Source organism: Leptolyngbya sp. FACHB-671, assembly GCF_014695745.1.
Lineage (GTDB): Bacteria > Cyanobacteriota > Cyanobacteriia > Elainellales > Elainellaceae > JAAUTN01.
The window spans coordinates 85847-101353 of the sequence record NZ_JACJOV010000056.1; the positions used below are offsets into that span (position 1 = coordinate 85847).

18 protein-coding genes are annotated in these 15507 nt (G+C 49.6%); 10 read left to right on the top strand and 8 right to left on the bottom strand.

Annotation, left to right across the window (positions count from 1 at the left end; all coding sequences use genetic code 11):
• Window positions 1-54 precede the first annotated feature (54 nt).
• Together H6F93_RS05675 and H6F93_RS05680 are read left to right on the top strand one after the other, a co-directional pair.
• Window positions 55-1536 carry a DUF3084 family protein gene (locus H6F93_RS05675; RefSeq protein WP_190679652.1) on the top strand — a complete coding sequence of 494 codons (1482 nt, stop codon included), beginning with the start codon at window positions 55-57 and terminating at the stop codon, window positions 1534-1536.
• 48 nt (window positions 1537-1584) lie between these two features.
• Window positions 1585-2019 (top strand): pre-16S rRNA-processing nuclease YqgF, encoded by a 435-nt coding sequence (locus H6F93_RS05680; RefSeq protein ID WP_190679653.1) that lies wholly within the window; start codon window positions 1585-1587, stop codon window positions 2017-2019.
• Window positions 2020-2023: 4 nt separating this feature from the next.
• Here H6F93_RS05680 and H6F93_RS05685 read toward each other — a convergent pair whose 3' ends face one another.
• The 5 genes from H6F93_RS05685 to psbH form a co-directional block, all read right to left on the bottom strand.
• Window positions 2024-2287 (bottom strand): DUF3146 family protein, encoded by a 264-nt coding sequence (locus H6F93_RS05685; RefSeq protein WP_190646687.1) that lies wholly within the window; start codon window positions 2285-2287, stop codon window positions 2024-2026.
• A gap of 31 nt (window positions 2288-2318) precedes the next feature.
• Entirely contained in the window at window positions 2319-2630 is a 312-nt protein-coding gene (locus H6F93_RS05690) for a hypothetical protein (protein WP_190646686.1), read from the bottom strand.
• A gap of 182 nt (window positions 2631-2812) precedes the next feature.
• Entirely contained in the window at window positions 2813-3457 is a 645-nt protein-coding gene (pth, locus tag H6F93_RS05695) for an aminoacyl-tRNA hydrolase (RefSeq protein ID WP_190679654.1), read from the bottom strand.
• A gap of 57 nt (window positions 3458-3514) precedes the next feature.
• The gene (locus H6F93_RS05700) at window positions 3515-3865 is read right to left on the bottom strand and encodes a TatA/E family twin arginine-targeting protein translocase (protein ID WP_190679655.1); all 351 of its coding nucleotides are present in this window, start codon (window positions 3863-3865) and stop codon (window positions 3515-3517) included.
• A gap of 155 nt (window positions 3866-4020) precedes the next feature.
• Window positions 4021-4224, bottom strand: coding sequence for a photosystem II reaction center phosphoprotein PsbH (gene psbH, locus H6F93_RS05705; protein WP_190646683.1), 204 nt, complete (start codon window positions 4222-4224; stop codon window positions 4021-4023).
• A gap of 75 nt (window positions 4225-4299) precedes the next feature.
• Here psbH and psbN point away from each other — a divergent pair, with 75 nt between their 5' ends.
• Window positions 4300-4431, top strand: coding sequence for a photosystem II reaction center protein PsbN (gene psbN, locus H6F93_RS05710; protein ID WP_190646682.1), 132 nt, complete (start codon window positions 4300-4302; stop codon window positions 4429-4431).
• Window positions 4432-5049: 618 nt separating this feature from the next.
• Window positions 5050-5289 (top strand): type II toxin-antitoxin system RelN family antitoxin, encoded by a 240-nt coding sequence (locus H6F93_RS05715; protein WP_190679656.1) that lies wholly within the window; start codon window positions 5050-5052, stop codon window positions 5287-5289.
• A 341-nt stretch (window positions 5290-5630) separates the two neighbouring features.
• Here H6F93_RS05715 and H6F93_RS05720 read toward each other — a convergent pair whose 3' ends face one another.
• Entirely contained in the window at window positions 5631-6335 is a 705-nt protein-coding gene (locus H6F93_RS05720; protein ID WP_190679657.1) for a hypothetical protein, read from the bottom strand.
• A 388-nt stretch (window positions 6336-6723) separates the two neighbouring features.
• Here H6F93_RS05720 and H6F93_RS05725 point away from each other — a divergent pair, with 388 nt between their 5' ends.
• From H6F93_RS05725 to H6F93_RS05730, 3 genes are read left to right on the top strand one after another with little or no spacing between them, the layout of a single operon-like run.
• The gene (locus H6F93_RS05725) at window positions 6724-10386 is read left to right on the top strand and encodes a WD40 domain-containing protein (protein WP_190679658.1); all 3663 of its coding nucleotides are present in this window, start codon (window positions 6724-6726) and stop codon (window positions 10384-10386) included.
• Window positions 10387-10437: 51 nt separating this feature from the next.
• Entirely contained in the window at window positions 10438-10854 is a 417-nt protein-coding gene (locus H6F93_RS35045; protein ID WP_347277247.1) for a Uma2 family endonuclease, read from the top strand.
• Window positions 10782-11423, top strand: coding sequence for a Uma2 family endonuclease (locus tag H6F93_RS05730; protein WP_347277248.1), 642 nt, complete (start codon window positions 10782-10784; stop codon window positions 11421-11423). Before H6F93_RS35045 ends, H6F93_RS05730 begins: the two co-directional genes overlap by 73 nt.
• 6 nt (window positions 11424-11429) lie before the next feature.
• Here H6F93_RS05730 and csaB read toward each other — a convergent pair whose 3' ends face one another.
• On the bottom strand, window positions 11430-12467 hold the full coding sequence (gene csaB, locus H6F93_RS05735; RefSeq protein WP_190679659.1) for a polysaccharide pyruvyl transferase CsaB: 1038 nt from the start codon (window positions 12465-12467) through the stop codon (window positions 11430-11432).
• A gap of 117 nt (window positions 12468-12584) precedes the next feature.
• On the opposite strand from csaB, the gene H6F93_RS05740 reads away from it, so the two are divergent.
• The 3 genes from H6F93_RS05740 to H6F93_RS05750 all read left to right on the top strand — a co-directional run bounded on the left by H6F93_RS05740 (window position 12585) and on the right by H6F93_RS05750 (window position 14621).
• Complete coding sequence (locus H6F93_RS05740; protein ID WP_190679660.1) at window positions 12585-12923, top strand: DUF2499 domain-containing protein; 339 nt, start codon at window positions 12585-12587, stop codon at window positions 12921-12923.
• Between the two features lie 105 nt (window positions 12924-13028).
• The gene (locus tag H6F93_RS05745) at window positions 13029-13382 is read left to right on the top strand and encodes a DUF3593 domain-containing protein (protein ID WP_190679661.1); all 354 of its coding nucleotides are present in this window, start codon (window positions 13029-13031) and stop codon (window positions 13380-13382) included.
• Window positions 13383-13412: 30 nt separating this feature from the next.
• Window positions 13413-14621 (top strand): AI-2E family transporter, encoded by a 1209-nt coding sequence (locus H6F93_RS05750; protein ID WP_190679662.1) that lies wholly within the window; start codon window positions 13413-13415, stop codon window positions 14619-14621.
• A 5-nt stretch (window positions 14622-14626) separates the two neighbouring features.
• Here the strand turns inward: H6F93_RS05750 and rph are convergent, their stop codons facing one another.
• On the bottom strand, window positions 14627-15439 hold the full coding sequence (gene rph, locus H6F93_RS05755) for a ribonuclease PH (RefSeq protein ID WP_524537901.1): 813 nt from the start codon (window positions 15437-15439) through the stop codon (window positions 14627-14629).
• Window positions 15440-15507 lie beyond the last annotated feature (68 nt).

The window sequence follows — 15507 nt, forward strand, 5'->3', positions numbered from 1 at the left end:
CGTTCACCTCGTTCAGAATGCAGTAGGCTGTATCTGGACTGTTTCTAACCAGCGATGACCGCTCAGTTAGTCCTGATTGCAGCAATTTTAGTACTGGGGGGGGTGATCGCCACGGTGGGCGATCGCCTTGGGATGCGGGTGGGTAAAGCTCGGCTGACCCTGTTTAACCTGCGCCCCCGACAGACTGCAACGATTGTTACCGTTCTCACAGGTAGCGTTATTTCTGCTTCTACTTTTGCGCTCCTGTTTGCCTTGAGTGAGCAGCTTCGTCGCGGTATTTTCGACTATGAAGAAATTCAAGAGAACTTAACTACTGCCCGCCAAGACCTGGAAGAGGTGAGCGAGGAAAAGCAGCAAATTGAGACTCAACGAGATCAGGCAATTGAGCAACAAATGGCTGCCCGGAGGCGACTGCGACAGATTAATCGGGATTTGGAAGCGGCGGTCGCTCGTCAAGCCGGAACCGCTGCTCAACTTAACCAGGCTCAAAACCAACTTAACCAAACTCAGCGCCAACTGGGTCAGATCCGTTCTAGTTTTGAGCAGGCCCGTGTTCAACTGGGTCGGGTCACACAGCAGGCAAATAGCCTCCGGTCAGAAATTCGGGAGCTTCAGGTTGGGCGGCAGCAGTTAATTCGACAGCGAGAAGAAGAATTAGCGCTGCGGGATCAGGCGATTGCCGAACGGGAAGAACTGCTGCGTCAACTCGAAGCCCAAAGAACATTCCTCGTTCGAGAGGTGCAATCTCTTGAGCGAGAGTTTCAAGGCTTACGCCAGGGCAACGTTGCTCTCCTGCGGAATCAAGCTCTTGTATCTCGTGCCTTTCGCATTGTTGATCCGGCTGTCGCGCCTCAGGTAATTTATCAACTATTGCTAGAGGCTAATCGAGTCGCAGTCCAAGAAATCTTACCTGATGCAGATAACTTAGATCAGCAAGTCATCGATATTACAAATGCTGAGGTTGAGCGTTTAGTCAGTCAAATTCGGGATGGACAGGAATACGTTGTGCGGATTCTTTCGGCAGGCAACTATGTCGTGGGAGAACCGTGTGTCGTAGCTGGGGAATCCTGTATTCAGGTGTTTGCGGCTGCCACCCCCAATCAGGTTGTATTTTTAGATGGAGAAATTGTAGCGTCCGTTTCTGTCAATCCATCCGCTGCCACGGACGAAGAACTGCTTGACCGAATTAGGCTATTGGCAGCGGCCTCCCAGTTTCGGGCCAGGCAGGCAGGCATATTGCTCGATATCCCTCAAATTGCAGATGGTCGAACTCAAACTTTGATCAACTTTCTGCGGCAGGTAAAGCAATACAATCAACCTGTTGAGATCCAGGCGATCGCCTCAGACATCACCTATACTGCGGGTCCAGTTAGGTTAGAGCTAGTTGCAGTTCGAGACGGTCAGGTTTTATTTGGGACAGAGCAATCATCGCCCTTATTCGTTCCACAACAACCTGATTCGCAGCCGCCCAGACTGGAACAGCCTGCCCCTAACCCAAGCAATTTAGACCGGAACAATTCAGATCGGAATAATTAGGAACAGTTCAACTGAATGAATTCTCGCAGGTTTTATTCTTCAAACCGCATGGTATCCCCGTTCTTTGACTCCAGTCAGCCAGCTATTTTGGGTTTTGATCCCGGTCGCCAAAAGTGTGGTGTAGCAGTCATGGGGCTAGACCGCAGCCTCTTCTATTGTGAGGTGATCCCCGCAGAGGAGGCGCTCGCCACCATTCAATCGTTACGCCAACAGTTTCCGATTTCGATTCTAGTGATGGGCGATCAAACCAGTTCTAAAGAGTGGAAGCAAAAGCTCGGTAGCAGTTTGTCAGAACCCCTGCGAATCGTCATGGTAGATGAGCGGTTTAGCACCCTGGAAGCTCGCGATCGCTACTGGCAAATGTATCCACCCAAAGGTTTATCTCGCCTTCTACCACAGGGTATTCGTACCCTCCCCCGCCCAATCGACGACATTGTAGCGATTCTCTTAATCGAGCGCTATTTGGGCAGGTTGACGGCTTAGGCGGTTAAATCTCTGCCCGAATCGTAAACGAATAATCCCCACCTGGCTCAAGCTGGTAGTCACATTTTTCTAGGAAGCGACCTAGTGGTTCTTGAATCAGCGCTCTGCCCAGAGAAGGCTCAACGGATAGCTCTCCTCGGTTAAAGCGCCACTGAAACTGCCACTGATAATCACTTGCTGTCACCTCACCTTCAATTCTGCCCTGTTGCCAAGACTGGTGAGTGATGCGGACATAGGCAGTCGTTTCAGGTAGACGCTTGGAACTCACAGTTACTTCTATTTCCTACTTGAGCTATTTCCTATTGAATGGAGGATGTTCCTACCGGTTGTGCTTCAGGTTCGAGTACCCATAGCACCAGTCCTTTTGGAATTCTAGTAAGCACAACCGTATTGCCTCGGTCAGTCATGCGTTGGGCTCCTCGCCGAGCCGCTTCTACGGTTGGGAAGAATTTGACAAACACATAAAACTGGTCTTCAAAAATAATGGCGCTGGTTGGTCGTGGCGTGTCAGGCAACAGTACATGACACTTATCAACTACTTTTTGAAACAAGATTGGAGTGGGTTCTGGTGAGCTAGCATGTTGGGATTCTAAACCAAAGTCGTTGAACATAAAGTGCTTTTTCGGCTAATCAAAAACCGGAGAAATTTAGCTCTAGACTTTCCTAGAATCTTTGAATCGCAGCATTTCCAGCCTGAGTATCAACGCAAGCTTAGAGTGAATCTAGCGAAGGTCTTAGGATTAAGCTAACAGCCTTAAGGCAGAAATGAGTAAAGTCTTTGGCCTTTAGCAAGTTATGCAAGGCTATTGTCAGCAGCAACAGAGCGACTGTTATAGAGGCTCATCGCTTTGGAAATTCCCTGCTTTAGGCTTAGCTCGACAGATGATAAGACCATCTGTAGTACCTCTGACATAATTTGCGCTTCTGCTTTAGAAAATTGCCCTAACACATGAGAAACGGTGTCTTTGTCAGAGGAAGCAAAGTTTTTGGGGCTATCGATGCCAATGCGGAGGCGAGGAAAGTTTTGCGTACCCAAGTGAGCGATCGCTGACTTCATACCCTTTTGCCCACCTGCTGAGCCAGAGAGCCGCAGCCGAATTTTGCCCACTGCTAGATCCATATCATCGTAGATGACCAGCACCGATTCTGGCGGCAGCTTAAACCAATCGGTTGCTGCCCGAATTGACTGCCCTGAAAGATTCATGTAGGTTAGCGGCTTCAGCAATCGAATTTTTTCGCCGTGCGGACCTCGTCCTTCGCCAAAAACTGCCTGGAACTTACGATTTTCGGACATGCTAATACCCCACGATCGCGCCAGCAAGTCGATCGCCTCAAAGCCAATGTTGTGCCGAGTTTTGTCGTACTTTGCTCCCGGATTGCCCAACCCCACAATTAACTGTGGAATCACTAACTCAGGAGCCGCAGAAGTGTCTGTCATTTGAAGTGTCTGTCACTGCTGGCGATCGCCCACTACCTCTTACCCAGTCCCTAATTCCTAACTTTGAGTAACTTTCTCATCGGCACTTGCTTCAGCTTCAACCGCTTCAGCGACTTCAACTGCTTCAGCGACTTCGGACTCAGTTTTAGCTTCAGTTGGGGTGGGTGCTAGCGCCTTGCGCGAAGACGGAGTTTCTAGCTTAGCCTCCATTGGTTGACTTACTGTCTTTTCCAGCCGCTCCGCTTCTTTCTTAAATTCGTTTTCAAATTCTTTAGAAGCTTCCTGGAAGCCTCGAATCGCTTTGCCCAAACTACGACCGATCTCTGGTAGCTTCTTGGGACCAAAAACCAGCAGGGCAACGACCATAATCAGCGCCATTTCTGGTAGACCAATTCCAAAAACATTCATGCTGCTTCCTCCTAAAACTGCGGGTGGGCGATCGCCCCTCTAACGACAGACTCAACTTTTTAGTATAGGGCGAACAAAAAACCCCGGACGAGCCGGGGCAGGTATTCATCCAATATCCACAACCAAAGGAAAACTTGTAAGCAATTTGCTGAAAGCTATTTGCCTAGCGTGCTCCAGTCTACGTCCAGACCTTCGAGCAGCAAGGAAGAATTGTAAATTTGCAGAATGATCAGCAAAAACACGAAAAATAAACCCATAAAGACAGCCATCAGTGGTGTCGTTCCCCAACCGGGAGCAACCTTACCGTATTCAGAGTTTAGAGGCTTGAGGAGATTTCCCAACCGAGTCTGTTGTGCCATGAGTGACCTGCGATAAATCTCAATATTTAACGATCCGTAATATTATAAGAGAATACTACTCATAATTGATCGCTTATGGAACCCGCAACAGTTTTTAGCATTTCTATTGGTGTTTTCTTGCTAGCCGTTACAGGCTTTTCTATTTATACCTCGTTTGGGCCCCCTTCCAAAGAACTTGGCGATCCATTTGAAGATCACGAAGATTAGAAAGCGCTTAAGTAAGACGAGCGTTTGTAACCAAACGCAAACTCCAGTACTTCCTTGAGTTTGCTAGCGTGATGCCCGTCATCTTGCTCAAATTAATATGACTACGGTTCGACCCAGCAATCCTGGGTCGAATTTAGTTTGTCGAACGGACTCAGCTTAATCCACAGCAGAGTTGCGCTTCATTCAGTTCAAGCCATACTAGCCACAGAGTAATCTTTATTCTGATTCGTTTTATTCTACTGCCGAAATAGATTCTTTTATTTCTGACTGGCTTGGTTCAACTCTACGGTAGAGCAATCTAACGCTGAGCTTCTTTGTTCCACCTCCAGAGCCACTTTTGCTCCATCCTGGGAATAGGTTCTATCTTGTACTTACTTCAACCAGGAGCAAATTTACTTTGTTCTATCCCTTAAACAGATAGCTCTATGTAAAACAGATTTTGGATGAGGTGAGAAGGCGATCGCTTCCCTCGTAGCTCAGCTTTACTAGCAAATTCTGCCGTGATTTAGCAGACGGTGCGATCGTAAAACAACTTCAGATTGCGCACAATGAAGTCAGAAATCGAGATTTGTAGTCCATGTTCACTTTAGTTTCTACTTAAACCTTCTTGGAGTAGCAATGAAAGCACTTAAAGTCATGGCAACGATCAATGAACAGGGGCAACTGAACTTAGACCATCCCCTCAATGTGGATAAGAACAGCCGTGTAGAAGTGATTGTTTTAATTCCAGAAGAGAATTCTCTAGATAATCAATCTCAAGCAAAAGTTTTAGCCAATTTCCGCCAATCTTGGCACGAAGCTATGTCTGGGCAAACTATTCCAGTTGCTCAACTTTGGGAAGAACTTGAAGGTGACTGATCGACCTTTGATTTAAGTTGAAGCTTCACCAACATTCAACCGAAATTTACGCGCCCTTGCTAAGAAATATCGCAATATTCGGAATGATATACAACCTATCATTGAACGACTTGAGCAAGGAGAGTTACCAGGAGATCAAATACCTGGAATTAACTATGCAGTCTTCAAGTTAAGAGTCCGAAATAGCAACACTCAAAAGGGTAAAAGCGGTGGTTATCGTTTAACTTACTACGTCAAAACTGCAACGGGAATTATTTTGCTGACCCTCTACACAAAATCTGAACAAGTCGATGTTGCAGAGGATATCTGGAGTATCATCACCGAATATGAGCAATGAGCGATCACAGCTTCAGACCTGCCACAATTTCAGCAAGATGGGGAGCAAACTGTTGAGCCGCTTCATCACTGGAGAATGATCCAGCAGGGGAACGGCTGACCACGCCTGTGACGATCGCATAAAGCGTCGTGCCATCTGTCGCAACATATCCTAAAACCTGATCGATCAAAACTCCGTTGGCATGGGTGATGGTGTAGCCGTAGTGTAGTCCGGGCAGGCTACCAACCGTTACCTCTTCCGGTGTTTCAGCCACAAAGCTGATGGTGCTGTCATTGAGTGTGCGATCGCGCTCAGTTGAATTGTATTGGGACTCAGTCCATGCTCTAAGTGCAGCTATGGGTTCCCCTTGAGATTCAACCAGCATTGGTTCAAACTCTGAGCCAGCACCAGGTTGGCTAAACAGGATGACGGTACCAAGGATTTCGCCATTCTCATAAACGCATAGCAAGGTTGGATTTTCACAAGGAGTGACCTGCCAGCCTTCTGGAGCGGAGGTTTCTCCCAAAACGGCAGACCAACTTAAGGTATCGGATGGAGTGGTCGTTGTTTCGGAAAGTTGGGATTGGGCGATCGCCTCATTAGGCTTTGTAGAAGGAGTTACCTCTAGTGGCAAAGGCTGAGGTTCCATTTGCAGTTCGGTATAGGCAGCCATTCCCAACGCAGCGAAAGACATTGCAGCCAAGGGCAGGAAGAAGGCAAGAATTTTCATCTGGAAAGCTACTTTCCTAATAACAGTAAGAGAGTCCTTAACAATCGAGCAAATTAGTTGGGCTGTCCTTAGAGGTTCTTCATCTAGCCAAAGCGCAATTCCGTCCCCTTTTGCCAAAACCACTTTAAGGATGATGAATGACACACAACTTAGTCGTTTTTGCGCCATTCAGACCTTAAAAGGTGATTCGAGTACAAAATTTATCTTCTACTGTTAAAGAGAACGTTGCTCTGCAGTTGCAGAAACTGATACGTTACACCGGGATTAATCTACCGCTCTCTTCCAACAGGTGAAAAGCTTAAAGCGCTTGTATAACTGGCATCGGAGCCGTTCAGTTTGCAGGGTGGTTTAATGAAGTGAACAAGAGATCGAAGTAAGGCAAGTCACGATGACCGTTGAGGAAGCACTGGCTATTTTAGATACAGCCTTACAGCAAGAGCGCCTAAACGACGTTCAAGAAATCGTCTTTCGCTGCTGCTGGGAAGGGCAGACCTATGCTGAAATTGCCGATTCGGCAGGATATGACCCTGGCTATATCAAGGATGTCGGCTCCAAACTGTGGCAGCTTCTATCAGAATCTCTGGGTGAAAAAGTCAGCAAAAGCAACCTCCAGTCCGTTTTCAGAAGAAACCTACACCGCCTCCCACCTACCCCAGAACCTACCGATTCCACCCCCGTACCCTCAACCCCTTCTCCCCTTAACCCCCCGCCCCTAACGCCCAGCCCCTTTTCTCCCCATTGCGACTGGGGAGAAGCGATCGACGTTTCCACCTTTTACGGTCGGGCAGAAGAGCTAGATACGTTAAAGCAGTGGATTTTGGGCACTCAGACTAGTCAACCTTGTCGCCTAATTGCCATGTTGGGGATGGGCGGCATTGGCAAAACGTCTCTGTCAGTGAAGCTGGCACAAGAGATCGTCGAGGGTGCAGGGATAACAGAGACATCTCCCTATAACCCGTTTGAGTTTGTGATTTGGCGATCGCTCCGCAATGCTCCCTCAGTAGAAGATATCCTCGCTGACCTAATCCGTATCTTCTCCAACGACCAGGAAACTGAAGCCAACTTATCTAAAGAACTCAGCGCTAGAATTACTCGGCTGATTCACTATTTCCGCACTCACCGTTGCTTATTGGTATTGGATAATGCCGAAACGATTTTGCGTGGCGGCGACTATGCCGGATATTATCGCGAAGGCTATGAGGGCTATGGAGACTTGCTGCGGCGAGTGGGAGAAGTGACTCACCAAAGCTGTCTGGTGATCACCAGTCGAGAAAAGCCGAGGGAATTTGTCTCTTTGGAAGGTGATACATTACCCGTGCGATCGCTGAATCTGATTGGCTTACGGGGAACTGACGGACAGGAAATTCTCAAAGCAAAAGGTGAGTTTGTTGGTTCTGAAGCTGAATTAGAAGCACTCACCAATCGCTACGCTGGGAATCCACTGGCGCTAAAGATTGTCGCTACCACGATTCAAGACCTATTTGATGGCAGCATTGCCGAATTTTTGGCACAAGGTACTGCTGTCTTTGATGATATTCGCACCCTGCTAGACCAGCAATTTAGCCGCCTGTCAGACTTAGAGCGGGAAATGATGTATTGGCTGGCGATCGACCGGGAACCCGTTGCTTTCGCCGATTTGCAGGAAGATCTGTTAGTACCTGTCACTAGAACACAGTTAATTGAGGCGATTGGCTCACTGCGGCGGCGATCGCTAATTGAAAAAGCAACCTCTACACCAGGCGATCGCCAGTCCAACAGTTACACGCAACAGCCCGTTGTCATGGAGTATGTGACTGAAAATCTGGTTGAGCAAACTTGCCAGGAGATTCTCACCGAAAAGCTCTCACTGTTTATCACTCACGCGCTGCTCAAAGCTTCAACCAAAGACTATATTCGGGAAAGCCAGATTCGGATTATTTTAGAGCCGATTGTCAATCAACTCATGTCCCGACTGCGGACGAAGCCAGACGTTGAGCAAAAGCTAAATCGGGTCTTGGAAAAGCTGCAAGAATTGGCTGACCAAAGCGGCTATGGTGGCGGCAACCTGATTAACCTGTATCGGCAGCTTAAGACCGATTTGACGGACTTCGATTTTGCTCAAATCAGAGTGTGGCACGCCTATCTAGCCGATATGAGCCTGCACCGGGTTGATTTTACCGACGCGGATCTGGCGAAATCTGTATTTGCTCAAACGCTGGGTAGCATTCTGTCAGTTGCCTTTAGCCCCGATGGAACTCTCCTGGCTACCAGCGATGAAGATGGCGAAATTCGGGTGTGGCAGGTGGCAGACGGCAGACAGCTTTATACCTGTCGGGAGCACACCGAGTGGGTTTGGTCGATTACCTTTAGCCCTGATGGGGAGGCGATCGCCAGCAGCAGCAAAGACAAAACCGTGCGGCTGTGGGATTCGGCTACGGGACAATGCTTTCAAGACTTACAGGGACATACGGGTTGGGTTTGGTCGTCCGCTTTCAGCCCCGATGGTCAAACCCTGATCAGCGGCAGTGAAGACCAGACAGTAAAACTATGGGATGTTAACACAGGTGACTGTCTCAACACCTTTGAGGGACACTTGGGCGGGGTCTGGTCAGTTGCTTTTAGCCCGGATGCTAAACACTTCGCTAGTGGCGGCGTAGATCAAATCGTGCGGCTGTGGGATGTAGAAACAGAGAAATGTCTCCTCCTGGAAGGACATACAAACCGCATCCGATCCGTTGTGTTTAGCCCCGATGGTCAACTTTTAGTGACGGCTGGTGATGATCAGTCGGTGCGCTTCTGGCAGGTCAGCACGGGAGAATGTCTGCACATTGCGCCCCACGACAGCCGCATCTGGTCAGTCGCATTTAGTCCTGATGGAGAGCTGGTGGCGATCGCCAGTGACGACCAAACCATCAAACTTTGGGAAGCCCACACCCGCCAATTTCTCAGAACCTTTCAGGGACATAGCAGTCGGGTCTGGTCAGTCGCATTTAGTCCTGATAGCCAGACGCTAGCGAGCGGCAGCGATGACCAAACCATTCGCCTTTGGGAAGTTCACAGCGGGCAGTGCCTCCGCAGCTTTCAAGGACACAACAACTGGATCTGGTCGGTCGCCTTTGCCCCTGACGGAAATTCCCTTGCTAGTGGCGGTGAGGATCGGGCAGTGCGATTGTGGGATTTGCAGACTGAGAAATGTTTTAAGGAATTGCGGGGACACACCGGACGCATCTGGTCGGTTGCCTTTAGTCCTAATGGACAGCTTATCGCCAGCGGTAGCGACGACCAAACTATTAAACTGTGGCAGGTGAGAACTGGACGTTGCCGTGCTACTTTGCGGGGACACACGCGACAGGTGCGCCTAGTTGCCTTTAGCCCAGATGGTCAGCTTCTCGCAAGTGCCAGTGGCGATCGCACGGTCAAACTCTGGGAAACCAGCACCGGACAATGCCTTAAGACGTTACGGGGACACACAAGCTGGCTCTTTTCTGTTGCCTTTAGTCCCGACGGTAAGCTTCTGGTAACCGGCAGCGATGACCAAACCGTTCGGCTATGGGATGTGAATACAGGCGAATGTCTAACCGTGCTGGAGGGACACACCAAAATTGTTCTATCGGTTGCCTTTAGCCCGGACGGCAACACCGTCGCCAGCAGCAGCGACGATCAAACTATTCGACTGTGGGATGTCAGCACGGGGGAATGCACTCGCACCATTTCCCAGGAAGCGGGTTGGGTACAGGTTGTCGCCTTCAGCCCTAATTCTGAGCCCCCCATTCTCGCTAGTAGTGGCAATGACCAGATGATTAAGCTGTGGGATATTAGTCAGACTGAATGCCTGAATCAGTTGCAGGGGCATAGAAAGGCCGTGAATGCGATCGCCTTCAGTCCCGGCGGACAGTATCTTGTCTCCGGCAGCGAAGACGAAACAATCAAACTTTGGCAAGTCAAAACCGGAGACTGTCTTAAAACGCTCAGGGCCGAACGTCCTTATGAAGCCATGAACATCACAGGCACAACTGGACTAACCGCTGCCCAGAGAGCGACTTTGAGAGCATTAGGGGCAGTAGAGTTTTGATTGCTGGTCGTTATGTAAATTAGAACTAACATCGTGTCACCAGGAAGGGTTATGTCCATTCTCGATAACCTAACGGCTGAAGGTCGGGCAAGACGAGTTGAGCAAACTGACCCGCCGCGATCGCCCCGCGAAACCCTGCCCACCATGTATGATTTGCCCAGCGAAGATCCAGAGGAGCCTGGTTTGCCCGACGAGTTTCACGACCTGCAACCGCAACTGCTCAGCCGCACTCTACGCCTCAGTCGCTACGGCCGCGAAAACTGCTTCACCGCCTCCGACCTTAACCTCTATTACGATGTCGCTCACCCCCTGTGGCAAAAACGCCCAGACTGGTTTCTGGTGGTTGGTGTGTCTTGTCTTTATGAAGGCCAGGACTTGCGCCGCAGCTATGTAGTGTGGCAAGAAGGCAGGTTTCCCTCTGTGTCATCGTTGAGTTTTTGTCTCCTGGCACCGAGGCTGACGCTCTAGGTCGGTTTCATAGTGCCGTTACAACTGCAACCTCACCTGAATTGAACGGAGAGTCCTCCCAAAACATAAGACCTCTTGGCAAGCTAGAGGTATACGAGCAGTATTTACGAGTCCCGCACTACATCGTCTACAGTCGTTACACTAGACAATTGCGTTACTTCAAGCTAGAGGGTGGACAGTACCAGGAGCAACCCGTTGGTGAAGTGGCTCCATTCATCTGGCTAGATGATCTGGAGATTGGCTTAGGAATTTGGCAAGGTGAGTTTGAGGGTGTGCCGGACTCCTGGTTGCGCTGGTGCGATCGCGAAGGCAACTGGTTGCTGACCGACACCGAACAGGAACAGTTTGAGAAAGAACAGGAACGGCTTGAAAAAGAACGGGAACGTGCTGCTAGAGAGCAGGAACGGCTTGAAAAAGAACAGGAACGCGCCGCTAAGGAACAAGTTCAGTCCCAATTACTCCAGACTGCCCGCAATCTGCTAGCAACCGGCATGGAACTTGAGCAAGTGATTGCTATTGCAGGATTAACAGAGGAACAAGTGCGGGCGCTTGATAATCCTGAGCCTTAAAATTCCTTAAAATCTCAAAGCTTGGTGCAACAGGTCTTGGTGCATTAAGGCTCTGTCTCGAAGGGAGTGGAGTTGGTCAGCAGAGAGTGGGTCACCGTTGGCGTACAGTTCTAGCCAGGTTTGGCAGATTTGACTCGGATCGTTGGGAATTTGGTCAAGTGTCCAGCCAGGAAGGTCTAAGTCCTGCATAAGCTGGCTCACTTTGGGGTCATAGCTAATTGCGAAACAGCGACACTCAGCTGCCGCTGCCATGATGAGTCCATGAAAGCGCATGGCGATCGCCATTTCCACTCCTTCAAACACGCCTCGCAACTGCTGCGGATCTTCGAGCGTCAAAATGTGGCTGGAGCCAGGTAGCTGGGGTTGAATCGCCTGGGCGATCGCCAAGTCTTGCTCAGGCTGAAATGGAATCAGCAGCAAACAGGTTTGAGTCGCCTCTTGAAAATCAGCCAGAGCACGGGTCAACACCTGGAGTCGGGCTGGAGTCAACTCTGGATGAGGACGCAACACTACTGCGACTCTAGGAGCAGGCAAATCCCATAAACCCGGAACGGACTTAGGCTCTAGTGCCCAAACCGGATCAGGTGCCAGTGTACAGGGAATCTTCCAGTCCATCAGCAATTTAGCAGAAGCGCGATCGCGCACACTCACCGCCGCACAACCCGTAAAAGCCTTTTCTGCTAAGCAACGTGTTGAAGCACGATTTAACGGGCCGATTCCCTGGGCCCAGGCGATCGTCTTGAGTCCCATCCGTCGTGCCAAACCCATCAGTCCTGCGTAGTAAACCGGACTAAGGGCACTGGTTGCATCCTGCATCAGACTGCCGCCGCCCCAGATGAAAGCATCCGATCGCCTTAAGACTTGAAAGACTGAGGAAGACATGCGATCGCCCGCTGCTACTCCATAGCGTCGTGTCGTTTCGGTCGGATTGCCCGACAGCACAAACGGCTCTATGTGGGCAGGTAACATTTGCAGCAAAGCCGCTAAAAGTGCCTCATCTCCCCCATTGCCCTTGCCATAGTAACCGCATAAAACCGCCCGCATTCGCCGTTCCAACCATCCTGAACAACATACCCTTTACAATACCTGATTGAAAGGGTTGATTTTTCGTACTCTAAGCTGACGAACAATCAACTTCTAAAACAGCCTCTCAACTCTAATATGCACGCTCTCTCTATCCCCACCTGGATTATTCACATCTCAAGTGTGATCGAATGGATCGCCGCAATTTGGCTGATCTGGACGTATGCAGAAGTCACGCAAAATCAGGCATGGCGAGCTTTGTCGTTTGGAATGCTGCCTGCCCTGGTTAGTGCTATGTGTGCCTGCACCTGGCACTTGTTTGACAATGCGCCTGAGCTAGAGTGGATAGTCACTCTGCAAGCCGCTATGACCGTCGTGGGCAACATTACACTCTGCCTTGCTGCCTGGTGGATCTGGCGATTAGCGCCCCGCGCAACTCCGCAGGAACCGCCCCTTCTTCCAACAAAAGACGAATAACCTCCAATTAATTTAATTAATTGAAGAGGTTTATTTTTGTGTATTGAACGCACAAAAATAAACCTCTAAAGCGACAGCCAGTCCCTAACCCCCTTCCCTCCTCCCATGCCTTCCAAAGAAACTCTCTTCGCCCTCTCCCTCTTTCCTTACCTTGGCTTCCTCTGGTTTCTGACCCGTTCTGGCCAAACGCCACGCCTTGCCCTAATTGGGTTTTACATGACGCTTGTGTTCGTTGCAGTAACTATTCCGATTGGCATCTATGCTCAAGTTGCTTATGGGGAATCTCTGGCAAACGTGGACTTTTTGCACGGTGGGGCAGAAGTTTTCCTAACACTCTCAAACGTTTTGGTTCTGCTAGGATTTCGGCAAGCAATTCAGCAAAAGCAGCAGGCTATCGCGAATCAATCAAAAAAAGATTCCGAGAATCAGACAGATACAGGTGTTGCTGATATGGGATAAGTGTAATTTCAATTTTTAGGAGCTAGCTCTGTGAAATTGGGTCAGTGGCTCGGCTTTCTATGTTTGGCGATCGCCCTCATGATCCTCTGGGAAATTCGTCAAATACTGCTGCTGGTGTTTACAGCCGTGGTGCTGGCAACTGCGCTCAATAGTCTGGTGCAGCGGTTTAAGAGAGCCGGAATGCGTCGCAGCATAGCAGTACCGCTGACGCTAGGGTTACTGTTGCTAGTCAACATCCTGTTTGTCGTTTTGATTGTGCCCCCCTTCCTGAATCAGTTTTTGCGACTGGTTGATTTGCTGCCTAGAGCCTTGACTGAAGCGCTGGAATGGATAGAAGGGATGGAAGGGCTGATCAATCAGCAACCCACTTGGCTGCCAGAATTAGAGCTACCCACACCCTCCAACCTGACGCGAGAACTGCAACCACTGTTCAGGAATCTGCTCGAAAACTTCTTTGCATTCTTCTCAAACTCACTCACGGCAGTACTGCAATTTTTGCTGGTGATCGTTCTGACAATTATGTTTCTGGCAGACCCAATCTCCTATCGACAGGCGTTTTTGCAGCTTTTTCCCTCATTTTATCGACGACGGGCAGACGAAATTTTAGTGAAATGTGAGGTTTGTTTAGGAAACTGGCTGGCTGGAATTTTGATTAATTCTCTCTTCATTGCTGCCCTTAGCGGCGTTGGACTGTGGATACTACAAATTCAACTGGTGCTAGCCCATGCCCTGTTAGCGGGACTTCTCAATTTCATTCCCAATATTGGACCAACGCTGAGCGTAGTCTTTCCACTGACGATCGCCCTGCTCGATGCACCCTGGAAGGCTATTGCTGTGCTCATTCTTTATCTGGTGATTCAGCAGATTGAGAGCTATTGGCTCACCCCTACTGTAATGGCGCAGCAAGTCTCACTTTTGCCTGCCGCCACTCTGGTCGCTCAAATTTTCTTTGCTAGCTTCTTTGGCTTTTTGGGGCTGTTACTCGCTTTACCGCTAACGGTTGTCGCCAAAACCTGGATTGAGGAAGTATTAATCAAAGACGTCTTAGACAAATGGGATAAGAAACCTCAGTGGATACCTGTGGGAGCAACAGAAGGTTTAGCGACATTGCCGCTCGTAGACCCCGTTAAGAGAGATTTCCCCTTTACAGATTCCTCGGAAGGTTCCGTTGCATCCAAAGATGGGCAGGCGATCGCCTCCAACAATTCTGAAAACGCTCCACCCGCACCCCCTATCTAGTGAGCTTATTGAAGTGCCTGACGCTGCAACTCCAACAATTCCTGAATGCCTTTTTCGGCTAAGTCCATCATCTGGTTAAGCTGAACACGAGTAAAGCTACCTTCCTCAGCAGTTCCCTGTAACTCGATTAGACTCAGATCTTGATTTAAAACAACATTAAAATCAACGGTTGCAGCGACATCTTCGGGGTAGTTGAGGTCTAGGAGAGGAACTTCTTCAATTAGACCAATGGAAACAGCAGCAACCTGATGATGCAGGGGCGATCGCTCCAATTCTCCCCGCTCTATCAGTTTTTGCAACGCGTCACTCACTGCTACATAGCCACCCGTAATTGCAGTTGTGCGCGTTCCGGCATCTGCCTGCAATACGTCAGCATCCACAATCAGCGTGCGTTCACCCAACGCCTTCATATCAATCGCCGATCGCAAACTGCGCCCGATCAAGCGTTGAATTTCCTGCGTCCGTCCCGACAGTTTCATAAACTCTCGTTCTTGGCGCTGCGGCGTGGCTCCCGGCAACATTCGATACTCTGCGGTAAGCCATCCCTGCCCAGTTCCTGCTAGGAATTTTGGTACTCCAGGTTGAACCGTGACCGTACACAGCACTTGAGTATCACCACAGTGCGTTAAAACCGAACCAGCCGCAAAGCGAGTAAACTGTCGCTCAAACCGAACCGGACGCAGTTGGTCAGGTTGCCGACCATCAGGACGCTGCCACATTGTGATTGCCTCATCTGTGCCTCTTCTCCTCAGAAGGATACAGCGTTTTGGGGATTGGGGTTGAGAGTTAGGCGAAGAGATAGGGTCGTGTAGGGGCATAGCATTCGGGCAATAATGCTTGCTCTATTCCAAAGATTGTCTGCCGAATGCTACGCCCTTAGGGAGTT